The 15,046-nt window shown below is 70.6% G+C and carries 11 protein-coding genes and 2 pseudogenes; 7 read left to right on the top strand and 6 right to left on the bottom strand.

All coding sequences use genetic code 11. The features are described 5' to 3' along the window. The first annotated feature begins 15 nt into the window (after window positions 1-15). The 5 genes from ASD48_RS09750 to ASD48_RS09730 all read left to right on the top strand — a co-directional run bounded on the left by ASD48_RS09750 (window position 16) and on the right by ASD48_RS09730 (window position 4,592). A complete protein-coding gene (locus tag ASD48_RS09750) occupies window positions 16-624 on the top strand; it encodes a hypothetical protein (protein ID WP_057601116.1) in 609 nt (202 codons plus the stop codon). Beyond that, window positions 621-1,877, top strand: coding sequence for a hypothetical protein (locus tag ASD48_RS09745; RefSeq protein WP_057601115.1), 1,257 nt, complete (start codon window positions 621-623; stop codon window positions 1,875-1,877). Before ASD48_RS09750 ends, ASD48_RS09745 begins: the two co-directional genes overlap by 4 nt. Before the next feature lie 7 nt (window positions 1,878-1,884). Beyond that, on the top strand, window positions 1,885-2,667 hold the full coding sequence (locus ASD48_RS09740) for a hypothetical protein (RefSeq protein WP_242432560.1): 783 nt from the start codon (window positions 1,885-1,887) through the stop codon (window positions 2,665-2,667). A 133-nt stretch (window positions 2,668-2,800) separates the two neighbouring features. Continuing rightward, the gene (locus ASD48_RS09735; RefSeq protein ID WP_057601114.1) at window positions 2,801-4,300 is read left to right on the top strand and encodes a WhiB family transcriptional regulator; all 1,500 of its coding nucleotides are present in this window, start codon (window positions 2,801-2,803) and stop codon (window positions 4,298-4,300) included. 34 nt (window positions 4,301-4,334) lie between these two features. Beyond that, window positions 4,335-4,592 (top strand): hypothetical protein, encoded by a 258-nt coding sequence (locus ASD48_RS09730; RefSeq protein ID WP_020129155.1) that lies wholly within the window; start codon window positions 4,335-4,337, stop codon window positions 4,590-4,592. A 25-nt stretch (window positions 4,593-4,617) separates the two neighbouring features. Here ASD48_RS09730 and ASD48_RS09725 read toward each other — a convergent pair whose 3' ends face one another. After that, window positions 4,618-5,190 carry a hypothetical protein gene (locus tag ASD48_RS09725; RefSeq protein ID WP_057601113.1) on the bottom strand — a complete coding sequence of 191 codons (573 nt, stop codon included), beginning with the start codon at window positions 5,188-5,190 and terminating at the stop codon, window positions 4,618-4,620. A gap of 62 nt (window positions 5,191-5,252) precedes the next feature. Here ASD48_RS09725 and ASD48_RS09720 point away from each other — a divergent pair, with 62 nt between their 5' ends. Further along, a complete protein-coding gene (locus ASD48_RS09720) occupies window positions 5,253-8,330 on the top strand; it encodes a hypothetical protein (RefSeq protein ID WP_057601112.1) in 3,078 nt (1,025 codons plus the stop codon). Window positions 8,331-8,450: 120 nt separating this feature from the next. On the opposite strand, the gene ASD48_RS09715 is transcribed toward ASD48_RS09720, so the two are convergent. The 5 genes and pseudogenes from ASD48_RS09715 to ASD48_RS09695 all read right to left on the bottom strand — a co-directional run bounded on the left by ASD48_RS09715 (window position 8,451) and on the right by ASD48_RS09695 (window position 13,924). Continuing rightward, on the bottom strand, window positions 8,451-8,909 hold the full coding sequence (locus ASD48_RS09715; protein ID WP_057601372.1) for a helix-turn-helix transcriptional regulator: 459 nt from the start codon (window positions 8,907-8,909) through the stop codon (window positions 8,451-8,453). Window positions 8,910-8,914: 5 nt separating this feature from the next. Continuing rightward, entirely contained in the window at window positions 8,915-10,090 is a 1,176-nt protein-coding gene (dnaJ, locus tag ASD48_RS09710) for a molecular chaperone DnaJ (protein ID WP_057601111.1), read from the bottom strand. Window positions 10,091-10,129: 39 nt separating this feature from the next. After that, window positions 10,130-10,786, bottom strand: coding sequence for a nucleotide exchange factor GrpE (grpE, locus tag ASD48_RS09705; protein ID WP_057601110.1), 657 nt, complete (start codon window positions 10,784-10,786; stop codon window positions 10,130-10,132). Next, a pseudogene (dnaK, locus tag ASD48_RS09700) lies at window positions 10,783-12,560 on the bottom strand (molecular chaperone DnaK). Before dnaK ends, grpE begins: the two are co-directional and overlap by 4 nt. Window positions 12,561-12,655: 95 nt before the next feature. Next, window positions 12,656-13,924, bottom strand: coding sequence for an MraY family glycosyltransferase (locus ASD48_RS09695; protein WP_057601109.1), 1,269 nt, complete (start codon window positions 13,922-13,924; stop codon window positions 12,656-12,658). 363 nt (window positions 13,925-14,287) lie between these two features. Here ASD48_RS09695 and ASD48_RS09690 point away from each other — a divergent pair. Next, a pseudogene (locus ASD48_RS09690) lies at window positions 14,288-15,046 on the top strand (Fe-S oxidoreductase); the annotation flags it as partial.

Below are 15,046 nucleotides of genomic sequence, written 5' to 3'. Positions count from 1 at the left end.
GGAAGGTGACAAGCGATGACGACCCTCAGGATCGACCGTAGTCCCGAGCAGCTGGCCGAGGAACTGAAGGGCCTGGAGCACGTGGACTGGCCTGCCGTCTGGGCGGGCCCGCCGAATCCCGGTCAGGCGCTGGACGACTGGTGCGCACTGTTCGGCTGGAAGCCGACGTCGGCGGAGCGTGTGTTGTCGGTGCGCAGTGGCACGGGCCAGGACTTCACCCTCTTTCCCGTGCGTTCCGCCGGGTGGGCTCCGGTCAAACAGCTCAGCTGGACCAGTTGGCACCTGTCCGCGGACGACTCCTCCGAGAACGACGAGGTGCTCACCCGGGCTGCCGGGACTTGGGCCGCCTATGTCGAGGCTGCCCGCGCTGTGCTCGGTGACCCTTCCTTCGCGGGCGCCTGGGATGACCCCGCTTTCCCGGAACCGCCGCACGACCGGCACTGGCTCGCGCCCAGCGACCTTCGTCTGGAGGACAGGGACCCCTATCGGGTGGCGATCTGGCGGGAGAGCGGGCCGGAGGGCCGCGTCACCGTACTCGCCGTCAAGCCGGGATCCGTCCGAACGCCGGACGCGCTCCGACGCACGATGATCAAAGTGACCTGCTATCCGCCGGAGGCCGTGTGATCCAGGCACACATCCCGGACCGTGTCCTCGACAACGCTCGTGTCCGGCAGCGGACCGTCGAGCCCGAACTGACCGAGGCCGAGGCCAAGAGGATCGCGAGAGGGCTGCGCGAGGGTATCGACCACCTCCCGGAGAAGGAATACCGGGAGCAACTCCACGAGCGACTGCGGGCGTTCGCGGCCGCCCAGGACATGGAGCTGCCCAACCCCGACACCCGGTCCACCTTCTGGTCCTACCAGCTGGCGGATCATCCGCAGATCAACATGGAGCCCGGGGAAGAGCTGTACAGCATGCACATGGCGGCTGCGTACACCGAGGAACAGAACTCGATCGTGGAGGACAGCCTGCGGTACCTGGAGGGCACGCCTGGCGGAGAAGCACTGGGCCGGCTCCATCTGTGGGACGCGGAGATGCAGGACGCGCTGGACCTGGACGAGCAGGCGGGGCTGGCCCTGGCCTACGACGCCTGGGGCACCCTCTCCGAGAAGTACGCCGCGAAGACGGAGAACGAAGCCCTCTTCTTCATGGCCGAGCTCAACCCCGGAACCGTCGCATACCAGACGGAGTCCCGTCAGCTCCGCCAGGACGGCAAGCTCGACATCATCAACTTCATGTATCCGGCCCCGGCACAGAAGTACGCGCATCTCGCCCCGGAGACACAGGAGTTGCTGGCCTCCCAAGCCGTCCGCGCCCAGGTCCACACGTTCCCGTACGACGAGAGCGACGCGAAGTACACGCCGCTGACCAAGGCGGGCCACTTGGACCTCGAACAGCTGGCTGCGCTCCCCACCCCCGAGGCCCAGCGCGCCGCCGTGCTGGAGGTGTGCGCCCGGGTGGCGACCATGGACGGCCCCGCTCGCGCGGCCGACGTGGAGAAGCTCATCGAGGAGATCAAGGTCCTGCGTCCGGACCATGAGGTCACGCTGCCCAGCGTCGAGGACCAGCAGTGGGCGGCCGGACTACGCAGCCCCGAACCGGACTCACCGGCGGGACCGCCACCCGTCGCCGTCAGTACCCACGGCCAGTACCTCCCCGGTGTCACGGTCAACGCCAGGACGGGACCGGCCCCGCTCGACTCGCTCACCCTCCCGACGGCGCAGGCGGCGACCGCGCAGGCCCACAACTTCCTGCCCGGTGTCACCGCCCAGGCGAAGTCGGTCGTCGCCGCCCCGGGCAGGTCCGACACACCAGCGGCTCCGCCGAAAGCGCCTCCGGCTCCTGAGCAGTCGAACGACACCGGCATGGGAGTGTGACCCGCCCATGAGCCGCACCCCGGGCAACGCCCCTACCCCGCGCAGAACCGGCACCCCGCGCCCCGCTCACCCCGTTCCACAGAGCGCCGCCGTCCGGCCGGACGCCCGCAGCGCCGACCGGCCGGACAAGCCCACCGCTTCGGCGGCCGGCACTGCGACACCCACCGCCCCGGAACCCACCACCCCTCCGCTCCCCCTTTTCCGCCGTTTCCTCCGCCAGGAGAAGAGCGACGCCTGGGCCGTCCGCCTCCTCCCCCGCATCGTCTTCGGCGCGGCCGCGCTCTACACGGTGATCACCCTCGCCTCCCAGAGCGGCTCCAGCTTCGTCGCGGTCCTCACCGCCCTGCTCCTCGGCCTCGTGCTCTGGCTCCTCCGCCGCCGCACCCAGCTGCTCCTGGGGATGGGGGTGAGCATCCTCGCCATCGCCTTCACCGGCTACTTCTCCGCGGTCGGCGACGCGGCCCGCGCGAGCGAGGACGCCGGAGCCACCGTCACCGGCGCAGCCGCCTTCGGCTACTGGGCCCTCGCCGGAATGGCCCTCCTCGGCGCCTGGATGGTGAAGGAGCACCCGGGCCGGCGGGGCGTCACCGTCGTCCTCGCGAATGTGATCCTCGTCATCGCGTCCGTCGTCGGGATGTTCCTGCCGGAAGCGGGTGTACCGCTCGGATTCCTCGGCGTGCTCGGTGTACTGGCGATGCGCGGGAGCAGCGCGAAAGCGGTTGCAGGCCGGGCCCGCCAGGCACTTGGCCGTCTGCGCACGCACAAAGCCAGTGACCCGTCGGACAGTTGAGGCCCGTGTGAACGTTTCGTCTCGTCACTGTGCCAAGTCGGCACATGCTTTGCAGATGCGTTGCACGGGGTTGACGGAACGATTTAGGCTCCCCCCCGATCACGTATCACCACGGGGGACAACACACATGCCTATGGCCAGCCATACGGCGCTGCCCACGCGCCCCGCGCGCGGGGCGGTACGGGGAGCGGGGGCGGGGACGGGGGTCCACACCCCCGACGCCGCTCTGCCCTGCCAGCGCCGACCGGACGTCTTCCAGCACCCGCTGCTGGAGGCACCCACGGACATTCCGTACACCTCGCCCGAACAGCGCCACCAGCACCTCGTGCTGCTCCGCACCGCCCGCGACCTGTGCGCTTCCTGCCCGTTGTGGGCGGAATGCCTGCAGGACGCCGTCGGCCACGCCGAGCCCTACGGCTACGCGGCCGCGACCACTCTCGACGACCGCCGCTGGATCCGCCGCGCCCTCGGCGTCGGCGACGCGAACGGCGACCTGCCCACCCACACGGTGGACGGACCCGGCGCGGGCCCCGGCTACAGCTCCGGCGAAACGTCCCGCCGGCTGCTGCGGCTGCGCTCCCTCAGCACCGACACGGCCGCCCGGCACGACGCCGAGCGCGGCCAGCCCACGCTGGAGCGAATCCTCGACGCGTTCGACGCACGACAGGACCAACTGGCCAGGCCACGACGCGAGTTGCCCGCCATCCCGAGGCAGTTGCACGAGCACACCACCGCACAGCAGCCGCACAGCGGCGGCAGCGGCCACCGTCCCAGACAGACCCCCCCGGAAAGCAGGAGCGAGGACATGGCAGCGGCCGAGTCCGGGCAGCGGATCGCCTTCTCGTACGAGGATCCCGCCCAGGCCGTACGACAGGCTCTGCTGGCCCCTCTGATCCGCTCCGCCCTGCCCACGCTCACCGGCCTGGAGCAGCTGGTCACGATGCTGGCGAGCGTGCCCGGCGGCGACATCGCGCCGGAGATGCCGGACACCATCCGCGCCGCCAGGAAGGCCGTGGAGGCACTGGCCCCGGCAGGAGGCCCGGGCTCAGGCGACGCCGCCGACGGCACCCCGGACACCGCCGGCCCGCTCCGCGCCCTCACCGGCTCGGTCTCCGTCGAACTCGCCACCACCGACCCGGTGGCGGCCCTGCGCCGTGACTTCCTGGAACCGCTGCTGCGCGAACTGGCCGCCTCTCTCGCCAACATAGAGAAGGTGGCCACCATGCTGGCCGCGACGGGGGCCTCGGACCGCGACGAGGTACACCTGGAGCCGATCCGCACCGCCCTGCAGGGCATCCGCGCCTGTCTGCCGCATCCGGCCCCGACCGGCAGGACGTCCACCGGCACGGGCCAGGCCGCCGCCCTCGCCCCCTCCGGCGCCCCGAGCATCCGGGCGGCCGTGGAGACGGCCGTGTCGACCTTCCCCGGCCCCTTCTCCGCCCGTGACGTCCTGCGCGCCCTCACGCCCGGCGTCTACGGCGACCCCTCGAAGACGATCAGCAACGTACTGTCCGCCCTCGTCAAGTCGGGCCGCCTTCAGCGTCTCGCCCGCGGCACGTACGCTCGCACCGTCGACGTCACCATGGACGTCGCCATGGACGTCTCCGAGCAGGACGAGGCGAAGAGCGCCTGAGCCGGAACCGAGCCGGAAGGAACCCCGACCACCGATGACCGAACCGACGCCGCCACCCCCCGCCACGGCGGACGCCCAGGTGCACGTCTTCTCCCCCAACGCCGGCCTGATCGACGGCGTCCCGGTCACCGCCCCGCCCTACGGCGACATCCAGGACGTGGTCCTGGCGATCCTTCAGCAACGCGCCCAGCAACTCGGCGCCCCCACGCCCGCCACCATCACGGACAACCGCTACGGCGGCGCGATCCGCCTCCTGATCCACCCGGACGGCACGACGGAACAGCTGGGCTGAGCCGCCCGCACCGCCGGGCCCGCACTCAGCCCCGGGGGCCGGTCCCCCCGGGCGGGGGGCTGACCTCGTCGATGTCGGCGAGAATCTTCCGCGTGAGGTCGATGTCCATCTCGAGGATGTCGCGGTCGAACTTCGCCGGCTCGCGCTCGTAGCGGGCCCTGCCCACCTCGGAGGTGAAGGCGGAGGCGGGAACCGCGTCCTGCCCCGGCGGAATGAACTTCACCACCTCCTCGGAGGCGGCCAGCGCGTACGCCATGGCTCCCCGGTACTTGTGGTGCTCGGATTCGGGTGAGTTGAGCATGTCCAGTCCCGCGCGGCGCGAGATGTCGTGCGCGACCTCGGAGAACTCACCGGGGTCGATGATCTCGGAGGGCTCGGGGCCACCGAAGGCCGGCGGAGGCGGAGGGATCTCGTCCGCCATCAGGAAGGCGAAGTTCCGGTTGCGACCGCACTGGGTGCACGGCCCCTCGTACACGGCGACGATGCCGTCACCGCGCTGCTCCAGGCGGTGCCGGCGGACGAAGTCGGAGCTCCCGCACTCGCATGGGTGCAGGTCCATGTACAGGTGCGCTTCGAGTGAGGAACGGGCTCTCAACATGGGATGATCCTAAAGTCTGTTGTGCGGTGTGCATATGTACAGAGCCTGGGGGAGGGCATCACGTGGACACATCGGCCGATCCGCAGATCGTCATGGGCACGCTTGGCATGGGCGGACCCGCGCAGCAGCAGGATCTCGTGTGGGCCGCCAGGCGTGACATGGGTGCCGTGGCGGCCGTCGTCCTGGGGGACAGACTTGCCTCCCTCACTCCGGCTCAGACCGAGGACGGGCGTCAGTATTTCGTGCTGCAGGACAGTCAGGGGGAGTCCGCCCAGATCTGGGTGGACGCCATTCCGCTGACGACGGGAGCGATCGCCGACACGGCGACGAACACCACCTCGCAGAACTACGTCATCCGGGTGTCCGACCGCCTTCCCACCGCGATGCTGGGACGAGTCCTCGCCCACGAACTCGGTGAGCTCGCCGCCGTACGCGAACGCGCCGCCGATGGTCTTGCCCCTGTACGGGACAATCTCCTGCGCGAAGGGGCCGAACTCCCCGCCCATCAGGAGCTGTCCACAGCGGACCGGGGCCGCATAGGCGAGCTCAACTGGCTCGCTGCGCGGAGCTCGGCTCCCGATCTTTCCCCAGAGCAGCAGCTGGAAGCGCGTGCGGAGTTCTCGGCGCTGCTGGATCCCTACGGAATCCGGCCGACCGCCGCCGTCAGCGACGAAGAAGCGTTCCGCCCCCAGGAGAGAGCCGCCCGTGTGCGCCACCGGGTGTCGGCCGATTTTCTCTCCGCCGGCTCCCGTCGCCTGCTGACCGCCCTCGCCCACCCCATAGAGAACCTCTCCCCCGCCGACGCCACCGCGCTCCAGGCGTCCCGCGACGCCGCGCTGCGGGCCGAGCGGCAGGTCGAGGCGTTCATCGGGCGGCGTGAAGTCACCATGCCCATGCCCGGCTACGACCAGAACGGGCTGCCGCTCCCCCGCGACGAGCTGGAACCCGCCGCCGAGCGGTGGGCCGAGTACCGCGCCCAGGTCAGCGATCGCACCGTACAGACGCTGGAGGGGCAGCTCGCCGAAGGGCAACTCCCGCTGCGCAAGGTCGTGATCGGCGGCGGGGCGAGTCTCACCGGGCGGGATCCGGAGGCGCTGCTGGTGGACGGGGCGGGCCGCTGGCACCTGGACCCCGGTGCCGGGATCGTGCAGTCGGCGGATCAGGACCGCGACCTCGCCCAGTGGATGGGCGTGGACCCGTATTCGGCGGTCGAGGATCCCCGGCACCGCATCTCCATCCACGCCGTCCGCGTCTGGGAGGACCAACTCGCCACGCAGGGCGACGTGGTGAACGGCCACGCCCGGCTGCGCCTGGGGCAGAACGGCGAACTCCTCGCCGAGGTACGCACGTTGGGCGAGGATGGCGCGGAGAGCGCGACCCCCCTCTGGGTGGCCTGCGACGGCACCCCCAGCATCGCCACCGGCCTCACACCGGAACTCGTACCGGGAATGCCGCGCGGGGAATTCGCCGTGGAGAGCCGCAGCGAAGCCGTCCGGCTGATCAGCGATCGGCTGCGCGAGCTGGAGGGGCAGGGGTTCGCCGGCGCGGGCGAGATGCGCGCCTGGCTGACCCGGGCCGAGCGGGGCGGCACGGACGCCGGCACCGTGCTCGGCGCCCTGAACTCCTACGCGGAACTGAAGGACGCCCTCTCGGCCGGCCTGGGCGCCGCGGACGAGACCCGGATGGGCAACTGCTTCACCGCTCTCGACTCGACGCAGAAGTGGGAGGAGGCGCGCAAGGCCGCGGAGGGGCGGGCGCTGCTGGGCGACGAGGTCGCCGAGAGCCGTTTCGACCCGCACGCCGCCCAGGAGTGGATCGTCGTCGGGTCCGGCGGAACGGCCGTCGCCAACGCGGAGATCATCCTGATCCAGAATCCCGACGCGCACGTCACGATCATCGGCTCGAGGCCGCCGCCGGCGCTGCAGCACCAGGTCCAGTTCCCGGCGATGGAGGCGAAGTACGGCCACGGCGAGGGCGGCGAGAAGCGTCTGAGCTTCGTCGAGGCACGTGTCGGGGCCATCGAGACCTACCAGGACGAGAAGGGTGAGACCCGCTTCCAGGTCCCCTACGTGGAAAAGGGGACCAAGGAACCGAGGGTGGCCCGCAGCGACGGCTACGTCACCAGCCTCGGCCGCACCAACCCCCTGCCGCCCGCCCTCCAGGTCCTCGCCGACGAGGTGCGCGACCGGGGTGGGGAGATCTCCGGGGACCTGCTGTTCGACAAGGACGACCAGTACGTCGGCTACGGGCTCACCTTCGCCGTGGACGGCACGGAGCACCGTGTCGACGTGGACGGCGCCGCCTCCTGGCAGCTGCCGCGCGAGATCTTCACCCCGGAGACGGGAATCCAGGGCCAGTTGAACGGGATGGGCGTCCGCGGGCTGCCCTCCGAGACCGGCAACGCGGCTCCCGGCTTCTCGCCCATCGCCCGCCAGAGCGCCCTGCGCGCCCGCGCCGTCGCGGCGGCAGCGGCGGGCGACCCCGAGGCCGTACGACGGCTGTCGACGATCCCGGAACGCTGGCGGCGCCCGGACCTGGGCCCCGACCAGGCCCAGGACACGGGCAAGGACACAGGCCCAGACACAGGCCCAGGCACAGGCTCGGAGGCGACGCCACCGGCTGCGGGCACGGGCGGCGCCACCCCGCACCAGGAGAAGACCCAGCCCGCACCTGAACGGAAACCGGAGCAGGAACGGGAACGGGAACGGGAGCAGGAACCGGAACCGGAACGGGATCCGGAGCAGAAACGGGAACCGGAACGGGAACAGGAACGGGCGCAGGAGCAGGACCGGGTACGAGAGCCGGACCCGGAGCCCGTCCTCACCCCCGAATCGGCCACAGCCCCGGGCCAGTCTCCGACGACAACCCCGTCTCCGTCCCCGTCCCCGACGACAACCCCGGTGCCGGCACCGGCACCGGCACCGGGACCCGCCTCCACATCGACCCCGGCCACGGCACCGGGACCTGCCCCCGCATCGACCCCGGCCCCGTCCCCCGCACCGGACATCCCCGGCTCCCACCTGTGGCAGATGGGCGTGCCCCGGGGCGGCGGCAACCGGCCCCCGGCTCCCGTACGGGAGCCGGAGCAGCGGCCGCCGGGTCACGAGCGGCCGGAGCCGGGCGTCGACATGGGCGAGTGACGGCCGTAGAGAACGAGGCAGGGGCCGGAGACGAATCTCCGGCCCCTGCCTCGTACGCGTATGCCTCGGTCCTGAAGTCCCCAGGTCCAGAAGTCCAGAAGTCCCGAGTTTCCTGAGATCTCAGTCGGAAGACGGCTGCTGCGACCGCTTGGGCCGCCAGACCACCAGCGCGCTGGTCTGCTGAACCTCCTGGTACGGCACCAGGTCCCGCCGGTAGGAGGCGTGCACCGCCGCCTCCCGCTGCTGCATCGCCGCGGCCGCGCCGTCCAGCGCTGCCTCCAGCTCCGCGGCCCTGGCCTGGAGCGCGGCCACCTGGTTCTCCAGCTCGATGATCCGCTTGATGCCGGCCAGGTTGATGCCCTCGTCCTGGGACAGGGCCTGCACCGTGCGCAGCAGCTCGATGTCGCGGGCCGAGTAGCGGCGCCCCCGGCCGGCGGTGCGGTCGGGGGAGACGAGACCCAGACGGTCGTACTGGCGCAGTGTCTGCGGATGCAGGCCAGAGAGCTGGGCCGCCACCGAAATGACGTAGACCGGAGTCTCCTGGGTCAGTTCATACGGGTTACGCCGACGGCCGTCCATCACTCTCATGCTCCCTTCGCGGCCTCGAACAGCTCCGCCCGCGGGTCCTCGCCCGCGGTCGCCTCGCGATACGCCTCCAGCGCCTCACGAGCCTTCCCCGACAAGTCCTTCGGAACACTCACCTCGACGGTGACCAGCAGGTCGCCGCGGGTGCCGTCCTTGCGGACCGCGCCCTTGCCCCGCGCCCGCATGGTGCGGCCGTTGGGCGTGCCGGGCGGAAGCTTCAAGGTCAGGGACGGCCCGCCGAGCGTCGGCACCTTGATCTCGCCACCGAGTGCAGCCTCGGTGAAGGTCACCGGCACGGTCACCGTCAGGTTGTCCTCCTTGCGGCCGAACACCGGGTGGGCGCCGACATGGACGACGACGTACAGGTCGCCGGCCGGGCCGCCACGCTCGCCCGGGGCTCCCTTGCCGCGCAGCCGGATGCGCTGACCGTCCGTCACCCCGGCGGGGATGCGGACCTGCATGGTCCTCGACGACTTCGCGCGGCCGCTGCCCTTGCAGTCCAGGCAGGGATGCTCGGCGATCAGGCCGCGCCCCTTGCAGTCCGGACAGGGGTCGGTCAGCGAGAAGCCGCCTCCCGAGCCCCGTGCCACCTGTCCCGTGCCCACGCAGGTCGGGCACACGCGCGGGGTGCCGTTCTTGTCACCCGTCCCCGAACACGCCTTGCAGGGGGCCTGCGAGGACATGCGCAGCGGGACGGTCGCGCCCTCGATCGCCTCCGAGAAGGTCAGGGTGACCTCGGTGTCGATGTCCTGGCCGCGCCGGGGCTGGGTACGGGTCGTGCCGGGGCCGCCGCGATTGAACAGGCCGCCGAACACGTCCCCGATGCCGCCGCCGAAGCCGCCCTGGGCACCGCCGCCCTGGGCGCCGCCTCCGAAGAGGTCGCCCAGGTCGAAGTTGAAGGAGCCGCCCGCGCCCGGACCGGGGCGGAAGCCGCCGTTGCCGAAGAGGGCGCGGGCCTCGTCGTACTCCTTGCGCTTCTTGGGGTCACCGAGGACGTCGTTCGCCTCGGAGATCTCCTTGAAGCGCTCCTCCGCCTTGGCGTTGCCCTTGTTGGCGTCCGGGTGGAACTCGCGGGCGAGCTTCCGGTACGCCTTCTTGATCTCGGCCTCGGTGGCGTCCTTGGGGACGCCGAGGACCTTGTAGAAATCCTTCTCGACGAAGTCCTTGGTACTCATCCTCGACGTCCCTCCTCCCCATCACTCATCCGATCGAGCTCAGCCCTCGTCCGGGCCACCGCTCTCCTTGTCGTCGGCCGCCTCGGCCTCCTCGGCCTTCGCCGCCTGTGCACCGGGCTGCGGTTCGGCGACGGCCACCCGCGCGGGGCGGATGGTGCGCTCGCCGATCCGATACCCGGGCTGAAGGATCGCCACGCACGTCGTCTCGGTGACGTCGGGCGCGTAGCTGTGCATCAGGGCCTCGTGGATCGTCGGGTCGAAGGGCTCGCCCTCCTTGCCGAACTGCTGGAGGCCCATCTTGGCCGCGACGGTCTCCAGCGATTCGCCCACCGACTTGAAGCCGCCGACGAACTCGCCGTGCTCCCGCGCGCGGCCGATGTCGTCGAGGACGGGCAGGAGCTCGGTCAGGAGGTTCGCGATGGCGATCTCCTTGACCGCGATCCGGTCGCGCTCGACCCGGCGGCGGTAGTTCTGGTACTCGGCCTGGAGGCGCTGGAGGTCGGCGGTGCGCTCGCCCAGAGCGGTGCGCACCTGGTCCAGCTGAGCCACCAGACCGGCTGTCTGGTTCGCGTCCCCGGCCGGGGCCGCCCCCTCCGCCGAAGCGGAGGAGGAAGCGGCCTTCGGCTCGGCGTCTTCAGGGGTGGCGCCGGAGGGGACGTCGGGCTTCTCCTCGAAGCCCGGGGTCTCCTCCGTCACGCGGCACCGTCCTTGCGCTCGTCGTCCACGATCTCGGCGTCCACGACGTCGTCGTCCGCCTTCGGTGCGTCGGCCTTGGGAGCGTCGGCACCCTGGCCGGCCTGGGCGTCCGCGTACATGGCCTGGCCGACCTTCTGCGAGACCGCGGCGACCTTCTCGGTGGCCGTGCGGATCTCGGCGGTGTCCTCGCCCTTGAGCGCGGCCTTCAGCTCCTCGACGGCGGCCTCGACCTCGGTCTTGACCTCAGCCGGGACCTTGTCCTCGTTGTCCTTGAGGAACTTCTCCGTCTGGTAGACGAGCTGCTCGCCCTGGTTGCGGGACTCGGCGGCCTCGCGACGGCGGTGGTCCTCGTCCGCGTACTGCTCGGCCTCCTGGCGCATGCGGTCGACCTCGTCCTTCGGCAGCGAGGAGCCGCCGGTGACGGTCATCTTCTGCTCCTTGCCGGTGCCGAGGTCCTTGGCCGTGACGTGCATGATGCCGTTGGCGTCGATGTCGAAGGCGACCTCGATCTGCGGGACGCCACGCGGCGCCGGCGGCAGACCGGTCAGCTCGAACATGCCGACTGGTTGTCCTCGGCCGTCGTGAAGATCTCCGAACGCTTCGTCGGGATCGTCGTGTTGCGCTCGATCAGCTTGGTCATGATGCCGCCCTTGGTCTCGATACCGAGGGACAGCGGGGTCACGTCGAGGAGCAGGACGTCCTTGACCTCACCCTTGAGGACACCGGCCTGGAGCGCGGCGCCGATGGCGACGACCTCGTCCGGGTTCACGCCCTTGTTGGCGTCCTGACCGCCGGTCAGCTCCCTGACGAGCTCGGCGACGGCGGGCATCCGGGTCGAACCACCGACGAGAACGACGTGGTCGATCTCGGAGAGGTTGATGCCGGCGTCCTTGATGACGTTGTGGAACGGCGTCTTGCAGCGCTCCAGCAGGTCGGCCGTCAGCTGCTGGAACTGGGCGCGCGTGAGCTTCTCGTCCAGGTGCAGCGGGCCCTCGGCGGACGCCGTGATGTAGGGCAGGTTGATCGAGGTCTCGGTGGACGAGGACAGCTCGATCTTCGCCTTCTCGGCGGCCTCGCGCAGACGCTGGAGCGCCATCTTGTCCTTGGCGAGGTCCACGCCGTGGCCGGCCTTGAACTGCTGCACCAGGTAGTCGACGACGCGCTGGTCCCAGTCGTCACCACCGAGGTGGTTGTCACCGTTGGTGGCCTTCACCTCGACGACGCCGTCACCGATCTCCAGGAGGGACACGTCGAAGGTGCCGCCACCGAGGTCGAAGACGAGGATCGTCTGGTCGTCCTTGTCGAGGCCGTACGCGAGCGCGGCCGCGGTGGGCTCGTTGACGATACGAAGGACGTTGAGACCGGCGATCTCACCGGCTTCCTTCGTCGCCTGACGCTCGGAGTCGTTGAAGTACGCCGGGACGGTGATGACCGCGTCGGCCACCTTCTCGCCCAGGTAGGCCTCGGCGTCGCGCTTGAGCTTCTGCAGGATGAACGCGCTCATCTGCTGCGGGTTGAAGTTCTTCCCGTCGAGCTCGATCGTCCAGTCCGTGCCCATGTGACGCTTCACGGAGCGGATGGTCCGGTCCACGTTCGTGACTGCCTGGCGCTTTGCCACCTCGCCGACGAGCACTTCACCGTTCTTGGCGAAGGCGACGACGGACGGCGTGGTCCTGGCACCCTCGGCGTTGGTGATGACGGTGGGCTCGCCGCCCTCCAGAACGCTGACGACGGAGTTGGTTGTGCCCAGGTCGATGCCGACCGCACGTGCCATGGTGATCTTCCTCCAGCTGACTTGAGTGGAACGGACTCAAGTGTGCACGAGGCTCCCCTCTCGGTCAACAGACCTGAGTCGTACCCACTCAACTCTTATCCGTTCCTTACGCGCAAGGAAGCGTTGACCTGCGGCGATACGGATCGACCGGTTCGCCGCACACCGGCTTCCGGGTGGTGCGCCCGGTCCTCGGATTGACGCCGGGGCGCGTAGACCGACGCCGGAGCCGACCCGGGACGCTGCTCGGGGCGGGGCGCGGAACGGCCCGTGAGCCGCGCCTCCCGAAGCGTGCCGGCGGCACCGTGACCGGCACCGCCGGCCCCTCCCGCCGCCCGAGCGGCACCCGCGGTACGGGGCCGCCGCGCCCGCCCGTCACGTCGGCCACGCGCGCGTGGTGGCCCGTACACCGCGACCCGCAGCATCCCGAGCACCACGACGAGTGCCCCGCCGGCCACCCACAACACCGCCCGCGCCTCGGCCCATCCCGCGTGCACCAGCACCCCGACGAGCACCGCCGCGAAGGCGGCCGCCCCGACCAGGACGGTCACCCCCTGCGCGGTGAGCCCCAACCTCCGCAGCCGGTGGGCGAGATGGTCGGACGCGCCGCGCAGCAACGGCCGTCGGGCCAGCCGCCGGGACAGCGCGACCAGGACGACGTCGGCCATGGCCACCGCGGTGAGCGCTACCAGCACCCCCGCGCCGGCGACCGGATCGTGCCCCGCGCGGGCGATCACGGCGGCGGCGGCGAGGAGGAACCCCGCGAACAGCGATCCGCACGCCCCGAGGGCGACCCGCGCGGGGGGCCAGTTGTGCATCAGGAACCCGGTCAGCGCGGCCGCGAACACGCTCAGCAGAACCGCCAGCCCGTCCATGACCTCGACGGCGGCACAGGCGGCCACCCCGAAGGCGGTGACGACCCCTACGGTTCCGGCCACTCCGTCGGCGTGGTCCAGTGACCGGAAGGCGAGGGCGACGAACGTGATCCAGCCGACACCGGCCACCCCGGCCACCACACCCGTGTCGCCGTACGGCACCACGAAGGCGGCCGCGACCGCCGTGCCGATCACCAGGAACCGTGCGTTGAGCCGCCACACGTCCGCGACCAGTCCGAGCGCGGCGACGGCACCCCCGGCGACCAGGAGCACCTCGATGCCGTCACCGAGCGGGGCGATGCCCGTCCAGTCCCCGGCGACCGCGACGAGACAGGTGGCGAGCACCACGGCGGCACCCCCGAACAGAGGCACCCGCCGCTGCCGCTGCCGCCGGTCGAGCAACCCCAGGCGCAGGGCGGGCACGCGCAGCAGGGCGGCGAGGACGGCGGCGAGGAACAGGGCGGTGATGGCGGCGACGATCCCGTAGAGCACGGATATAAATTAGTCACATATGTACCAATTTGGTACGAATAACACGGCCGATTCGCCACCGGATCCCAGCCGGACCGCCGCCGGATCACCGCCGGACCACGGCCGGACCACGGCCAGGCCCCGGCCGGACCTCAACCGGAACCCGACACTCCCCCACCCGGACCCGACTCGAACCCGACCCCGGACCCACCCCTGAACCCGACCCCGAACCCGACCTGAACCCGACCTGATTCTGAGGCAACCCTCAGCGACTGAGATCACTCCGCATCCCGCTACAGTGCGACGGAGAATACGGGGTAGTCTCAAACGGACTGCATAAGTTACCGCTTAGTAATTTCCCTCGCAGGCCCGAGGAGCCCCCAAATGCAACTCGCCGCGATCATCGTGTCGCTGCTTCTGACCGTGGTCGGCGTCGCCCTGATCGCACGTGCCGTCGGCCAGTTCGTCCGGTACTTCAAGCTGGGCCAGCCGCTCGCCGCCGGAACCCGCAAAGACAACCCCTACGCGCGCAGCGTGACATTGGTACGGGAGTTTCTCGGCCACACGCGGATGAACCGCTGGGGCATCGTGGGCTTCGCCCACTGGTTCGTGGCGATCGGCTTCCTGACGCTTCCGCCGACCCTCGCCCAGGCCTTCGGCCAGCTCTTCGAGGCCGACTGGGTGCTGCCGGTCATCGGCGACTTCCTGCCGTTCGAGCTCTACATCGAGTTCATCGGCGTGATGACGATCCTGGGCATCGTCGTCCTCATGGCGATCCGCCTGCTGAACCTGCCCTCCCGCGCGGGCCGCAAGTCCCGCTTCGCCGGCTCCAAGTCCGGCCAGGCCTACTTCGTCGAATACGTCATCCTCACCATCGGCCTCGCGATCTACGTGCTGCGCGGCCTGGAGGGTGCACTGCACCACGTGGAGCACTACGAGGCCGGCTACTTCGCCTCGTACCCGCTCGTCCTGGCGTTCAAGGGGCTGGGCGTCACCACGCTCCAGAACCTGGTCTACCTGGTGGCGATGATCAAGATCGGGACGTCGTTCATCTGGATGATCGTGGTCTCGCTGAACACCAACATGGGTGTGGCCTGGCACCGGTTCCTGGCGTTCCCGAACATCTGGTTCAAGCGCAACGCC

Origin of the sequence: Streptomyces sp. Root1310 (genome assembly GCF_001426425.1) — a bacterium.
Taxonomy (GTDB): domain Bacteria; phylum Actinomycetota; class Actinomycetes; order Streptomycetales; family Streptomycetaceae; genus Streptomyces.
This window is presented reverse-complemented; position numbering and strand designations above follow the sequence as displayed.

Coding starts and splice junctions, on each gene's coding strand:
- ASD48_RS09750 (WP_057601116.1), top strand. CDS start 16: ATGACGACCCTCAGGATCGACCGTAGTCCCGAGCAGCTGGCCGAGGAA.
- ASD48_RS09740 (WP_242432560.1), top strand. CDS start 1,885: ATGAGCCGCACCCCGGGCAACGCCCCTACCCCGCGCAGAACCGGCACC.
- ASD48_RS09735 (WP_057601114.1), top strand. CDS start 2,801: ATGGCCAGCCATACGGCGCTGCCCACGCGCCCCGCGCGCGGGGCGGTA.
- ASD48_RS09730 (WP_020129155.1), top strand. CDS start 4,335: ATGACCGAACCGACGCCGCCACCCCCCGCCACGGCGGACGCCCAGGTG.
- ASD48_RS09725 (WP_057601113.1), bottom strand. CDS start 5,190: ATGTTGAGAGCCCGTTCCTCACTCGAAGCGCACCTGTACATGGACCTG.
- ASD48_RS09715 (WP_057601372.1), bottom strand. CDS start 8,909: ATGGACGGCCGTCGGCGTAACCCGTATGAACTGACCCAGGAGACTCCG.
- dnaJ (WP_057601111.1), bottom strand. CDS start 10,090: ATGAGTACCAAGGACTTCGTCGAGAAGGATTTCTACAAGGTCCTCGGC.